Source organism: Fusobacterium sp. SYSU M8D902 (assembly GCF_040199715.1).
Classification (GTDB): Bacteria; Fusobacteriota; Fusobacteriia; order Fusobacteriales; family Fusobacteriaceae; genus Fusobacterium_A.
Map to the genome: position 1 here is coordinate 1 of NZ_JBEFNA010000050.1, position 5,902 is coordinate 5,902.

Consider the following 5,902-nt stretch of genomic DNA (forward strand, 5'->3'; position numbering starts at 1 on the left):
GGTATAATGGATATACTTTTGGTAACACACAAGTATATAACCCTTGGAGTATTTTACACTTTGTGAGAGTGAAAGAACTGAGTCCTTTTTGGGTAAATACCTCTTCTAATTACTTAATTAGAGAAATATTAAAAAATAGTAATCAAGAAGTTTTTAAAAATTTAGAAAAACTTTTTAACAAAGAAGAATTATTAACTAGGGTAGATAGTAATGTAGAAGTTCACACTCACCTAGCGGAAAATGAAGTTTATTCCCTAATGCTATACTCTGGGTATCTGACTTTGAAAGAAAAAATTACTTCAGATATTTATAGTATTAGAATACCTAACAAAGAGATTATGAGTTTTTTTCATACCACATTTATCAGTATAGTTTTTAATAGAATTGCTGTGATAGACAATGTAAAAATTGCTCTTATTACTAGAAATTTAAAATTACTAGAAGAGTCAATAGAAAAACTTATTATGGAAAATTTAAGTTCCTTTGACATCACTCAAAAAGAAAACTCTTATCACATGTTCTTACTCGGTTTTCTTATTGCTATGAAGACAGATTATGAGCCACACTCTAATATAGAGAGTGGATATGGTAGAGCTGATATAATTCTTGAGCCACTTTATAGGAATAGAACTGGATATATCTTAGAACTAAAACTTGCTAAAGATGAGGAAGATTTAGAAAGGAAAGCTGAAGAGGGAGCAAAACAGATAAAATTAAAAAAATATACACAATTCTTAGAAAGTAAAGGTGTAAAAGATATTGTAAAAATAGGAGTAGCCTTTGAGGGTAAGAAAGTTAAATTTAGATATATAGATTAAATGAGAGAAAAAGTCCTCTCATTTTCAATATATGAAATTCTTATTTTTTCCTTTAAAGAAGATAAAAAATATTGAATAAAGAGTTTTTAGAAATCTAAATAGATTGTATGATTTGTGTAGTTTTCAGTTTCTGCTTCTTTGTAACGAACTTGTGCAAATTCCATCTTTAAATTAGATAAATTACATATTGCCAATAACTCTTTATCTGTAATATTTGACATTTCATCACCTCATTAAGTTATTATTTTTCTATTATATCTCCATTATCAGCTCTATAATATTCTTCATACATAATTTTTACAGAATTTAATAGTTGAACATCAGCTATGCTATTATATTCTTTTCTTCTACTCTTATCTCTTGGCTCTGAATCTTTAAATTTAGGACTTGTTAATCCCATATGATACAAGGAAAAATAAGTGTTAGTTCCATAATCATTAAATTCTCCTTTATTAAAACTATCCATTTTAATATTTTTTTCTTCTTGTGTCATTTGTTCATATTCATTATTACATTTTTTAAAAAATTTCTCTCTAAACTCTAAATAATCTTTAGATGTAGTATATTTTTGTTTAGCTTCTAATAATTCTAGTTTATTTCTATCAAAATAATCAGTTAAACATCTTTCATCTAAAATTTTAATTTGCATAGCAACATATTCAAAGGTTCCCGTCTGCTTCATAAACTGCACAAATTCGTAAATTTGTTTCCTATACCACTCTCTATCTGCATCATTTTCTACCCTTCCAAAGATATAGATTCCTCCTTCTATATATAGAGGAGTATTATTATTTTCTTTTCTTCGCTTTTCAGTTAACTCTACATTTTCCAAGAAACTCTTATTTTTTACAGAAAAAGAACCTGTAACTTCTAAAACTGGTAATACATTTTCTCCAAAAAGCTCTTTTAACTTTTTTACATAAAACTCATTGGCTTGTTCCTTTAATAAAACATTACTATATGTATCTCTTGGTGTTTCTAACTTTTCTCCAAAAAGTTTTTTCCTTATCATAACAGTTCCGTAACAATCATAATACTTATCATATAATTTATTAGTACCTAAATAACTTTCTGGAACAATATCAAATTGAAACCAAGCTACTTTTTTACTAGGAGTAGAATATCCATCTCTACCTCCCCACCTAATATCAAACTCTTCTCCATATCTCTCTTTTAAATGAGTTGCTAACATCTTTTTAGCTTTTTCTTCACTAGCGTTTCCACATGCTGTTAAAAGAAGTAATAAGATAATTACTATTGATTTTATTATTCTTTTCATAGTTGTCCTCTCCTGTAATTAACCCAAACTTACTGTATGAGTATTAGCTATATCTAAACTTTGTAAATATTTATGACTATATAATGCTCCCAAATTTTCTGGTAAGAAAAAAAATCCATTAGTTAAGATATCTAGCTTATTGTGTGAAAAAATTTTTAACTCCACTTCATTAGTTTTAAAGAATGTATAATAGTAAATAGTAGCTAGTTCAGCTCCATTTCCAAATCCAGTAATAGTGATTTTGATTTCACTATCATCTTCTAAATATTTAGATAAAATATTTGTATTAAATAGTTCCATCATCATTAGTTCATGGTTTATATTTCTATCATTTATTTTTTCATTGTAATTAGGATTATTTTTGAAACATATTACTAATTCCTTCCTATTTCTTAATAACATAATACCAAAATCTTCATCCATTATATTTAAATGATTTAATAGTGGTTTTAGATGAATTAAAGCTACACTAGCATCGAATATAGCTTTTATTTCATCAAGTTCTTTTATATCAGCTCCACTTCCAATTTCATTTTTTAATTTTTCTAAAAATAAGACAACTTGGTCTTGAGTACTTATTTTATTTTTTCCTTTTATATAGTCAATTCCTTTGTTAATAGCTCCATTATCTCCTGTAATTAATTCCAACATAGCTATTTTTATTTTATCCCAAGAATCATTATTTTTTATTATTACTTTCATTTCTTTAGTGAAGTTTTCTCCATCAAAAAAATATTTAAGATTATTATAAAAATTTTCTTTTTGTATATAAAAGACTTCTTTTAAATTTTTAGGTCTCAGACCTGAATTTAAAATTTTTTGGACTTCTTTTTTTAATTTTTGTTGTCCTAGTTTAGAGTTCAAAAAATCTTCATCACTTATTATACGACTAATTTTCCTAGTAATAGAGTTTAAAGTATTGTCTATAGCAGTTTTTCCAAATCTATCTATTTCCCCCTTCAACATACCTCTTACTAATTTAACTTCTTTAGCAATAATAGGAATTAGAACAAAAGATAATCCAACAATCTTTATATATAAATCAATTCTCTGATTATTTTTTTTAATTTCCTCTAATTCAACTCTTGAAGGATATTCTATTTTTGTACCAATGATATTTTTTAAGTCTTCTTCTATAAACTCTATAAGTTCTTTTTTTAAATTAGTATTAGCCAAGGGTAAATTATTTATATATACATTTTTTTTCCCATCATCATTTGTAAGAGTAACATTAACTTTTGTACCAATATTTTGATTATCATCTTCTTTAAAAGTTTCAAATATATAATTTGCACTATAACTGTTTCTTAATTTTTTATCAATAAGATCATTAATTCTATCATAATAATTAGTTATAACATTGTATGTATCTCCAGCAAATAGTATTTCCCAATTGTTTAAAAAATTTCCTAAATCTTTTTTTTCAAAATATTCATAAACTATTCCTGCTTCTTTTTGTAAATCTATTATATTTGAATAAATTGGAATTTTCCCTTCTTTTTCTTTATTACTACCTTTACTTTGACTATTTTCTTCTTTCTTTTTAAAAAATGCTCTTTCATCTATATTGTTGCTTTTAATTGCATCTATTTCTTTTTCTAAGAGTGAATAGATTGTATGATTTGTGTAGATTTTTATTTTGTTTCCTTTAACATTTGGATCTTCTTTTTCTTCAAATTTTTCTATTAAATTAGCAAACTCCATTTTTAAATTAGAAAGATTACATATCGCTAATAATTCTTTATCTGTTATACTTGTCATTTTTACCACCATTCCATTTTAAAAGTAATATCTTCAATTGAATTATATTCTTTTATTTCCTCATATAATTCTTTTCTATTACTTTCATTCCACCCTTTAGATTTTATATATTTAGGTGAATAAATACGAGTAAATAGTAGATTTATAAATCCAGAGTCATCATAACTTCCTTTATTCAAAGAGTTTATTCTATTTTTAAGTTCGTCTTTAGAAAGTTTTACAAACTCTTCATCTCCATTTTTCATTAGTCTTCTTCTTTCTTTTCTCCAAGTTTCTTTATCCAAATCATTTGATAAATTTTCTATATATTTATGTGGATTATCTAAATTAACTAATTCCCGTTCATCTATAACTGTGATACCTAAATCAACATATTCAAAAGTTCCTGTCTGTTTCATAAACTGCACAAATTCGTAAATTTGTTTCCTATACCATTCCCTATCTTCATCATTTTCCACCCTTCCAAAGATATAGATTCCTCCTTTTAATTTTAAACTTCTTCCTTCTGCTAATCTATTTTTCAATGTTTCATAATAATCTGGGTTTATTGCTAATTTACTCACATCTATATTAAATACTGGTAATACATTTTCACCAAATAACTCTTTTAATTTAGTTAAATAAAATTTACTAGCTGATTCATTTATTAATACTTCTCTATATAAATCTCCTGTATAGTCTATCTTTTCACCAAATATTCCCTTTCTTATATCTACACTTCCCGTACTACGATAATACTTATCATATTCTTTAGGTGTTCCTTTATATTTTGAAGGGTATATTTCTGCTTCATACCATATTTCTTTCCCATCTGAACGTCTACCCATATATCCTATTTCAAATTCTTCGCCATATCTTTTTATTAAATTATTGTGCAGTGCTTCTCTTGCTTGTTGCTCTGTTACTCTTCTACAAGATGTTAAAAGTAGTAATGAAATAATTACTATTGATTTTATTATTCTTTTCATAGTTGTCCTTTCCTTAAATAATTAACCTTTCATCATTATGACTTAATTTCTCACAATACCTATTCTTATTAAATCTTTTTCTTTAATATATTTTACTACACTCCTTTCTATTAATCTACTTATATTTTCCTATAAAAAATGGTATAATATACTTGAATAGAAAGAAATGAGGTGAGAATATGTTTAACAAAAAAGGTATTGCTATAGGTAATGATGATTTTAAAGATGTCATTACACAAGATTGTTACTTCGTTGATAAATCCAAATTTATTGAAGAGATTTTAAATGATAAAGCCAAGATAAAACTTTTTTGTCGTCCTAGAAGATTTGGTAAGACCCTTAATATGTCTATGTTAAAATATTTTTTTGATATTAGAAATAAAATAGAGAATAGAAAATTATTCAATGGACTATATATAGAAGACTCTCCTATGATTAAAGAGCAAGGTAATTATCCTGTTATCTTTATTACTATGAAAGAACTTAAAGGAAATAACTTTGAAGCTATGTCTACTCAAATAAGAACTTTAATTTCTGATTTATTTAATCAATATGAATATTTGAGAGAAAGTTTGAATAGTAGAAGTTTAAAAATTTTTGATAAAATTTGGAATAGAGAAGATGAGGATTATGAAAATTCTTTAAAATTTTTAATAAACTGTTTAAGTGAATACCACCAACAAAAAGTAATTATTTTAATAGATGAATATGATACTCCTCTTCTCACTGCCCATGAATTTGGCTATTATAATGAGGCTCTACAATTTTTTAAGATTTTCTATGGTGGAGCTTTAAAATCTAATGCCAACTTACAAATGGGAGTACTGACAGGGATAATTAGAGTAGCACAAGCTGGAATATTTTCTGACTTAAATAATTTTTATTCTAATACGATTTTAGAAAATGAATATAGTAAGTACTTTGGACTTTTAGAAAATGAAGTAGAAGATATGCTAAAATATTATGAAGTGGAGTGTAAACTTGAAGAAGTAAAAGAGTGGTATAATGGATATACTTTTGGTAACACACAAGTATATAACCCTTGGAGTATTTTACACTTTGTGAGAGTGAAAGAA

6 protein-coding genes are annotated in these 5,902 nt (G+C 25.7%); 2 read left to right on the forward strand and 4 right to left on the reverse strand.

The window, feature by feature from the left end; genetic code table 11:
• The coding region (locus tag ABNK64_RS10845; protein ID WP_349764381.1) for a PD-(D/E)XK nuclease domain-containing protein at positions 1–818 on the forward strand (818 nt) is incomplete at its 5' end.
• Between the two features lie 86 nt (positions 819–904).
• Here ABNK64_RS10845 and ABNK64_RS10850 read toward each other — a convergent pair.
• Genes ABNK64_RS10850 through ABNK64_RS10865 form a run of 4 tightly spaced genes read right to left on the reverse strand, consistent with a single transcriptional unit; the run spans position 905 to position 4,826 of the window.
• On the reverse strand, positions 905–1,039 hold the full coding sequence (locus ABNK64_RS10850) for a hypothetical protein (protein WP_349764383.1): 135 nt from the start codon (positions 1,037–1,039) through the stop codon (positions 905–907).
• A gap of 20 nt (positions 1,040–1,059) precedes the next feature.
• Complete coding sequence (locus ABNK64_RS10855; protein ID WP_349764385.1) at positions 1,060–2,097, reverse strand: hypothetical protein; 1,038 nt, start codon at positions 2,095–2,097, stop codon at positions 1,060–1,062.
• An 18-nt stretch (positions 2,098–2,115) separates the two neighbouring features.
• Entirely contained in the window at positions 2,116–3,858 is a 1,743-nt protein-coding gene (locus ABNK64_RS10860; RefSeq protein ID WP_349764387.1) for a hypothetical protein, read from the reverse strand.
• Positions 3,859–3,860: 2 nt separating this feature from the next.
• On the reverse strand, positions 3,861–4,826 hold the full coding sequence (locus ABNK64_RS10865; RefSeq protein ID WP_349764389.1) for a hypothetical protein: 966 nt from the start codon (positions 4,824–4,826) through the stop codon (positions 3,861–3,863).
• Positions 4,827–5,005: 179 nt separating this feature from the next.
• Between ABNK64_RS10865 and ABNK64_RS10870 the strand changes: the two genes are divergently transcribed.
• On the forward strand, positions 5,006–5,902 hold an 897-nt coding region (locus ABNK64_RS10870), incomplete at its 3' end, for an AAA family ATPase (RefSeq protein WP_349764391.1).

Excerpts from the sequence above, each read along its gene's own strand:
- ABNK64_RS10850 (WP_349764383.1), bottom strand. The coding sequence starts at position 1,039 with ATGTCAAATATTACAGATAAAGAGTTATTGGCAATATGTAATTTATCT.
- ABNK64_RS10855 (WP_349764385.1), bottom strand. The coding sequence starts at position 2,097 with ATGAAAAGAATAATAAAATCAATAGTAATTATCTTATTACTTCTTTTA.
- ABNK64_RS10860 (WP_349764387.1), bottom strand. The coding sequence starts at position 3,858 with ATGACAAGTATAACAGATAAAGAATTATTAGCGATATGTAATCTTTCT.
- ABNK64_RS10865 (WP_349764389.1), bottom strand. The coding sequence starts at position 4,826 with ATGAAAAGAATAATAAAATCAATAGTAATTATTTCATTACTACTTTTA.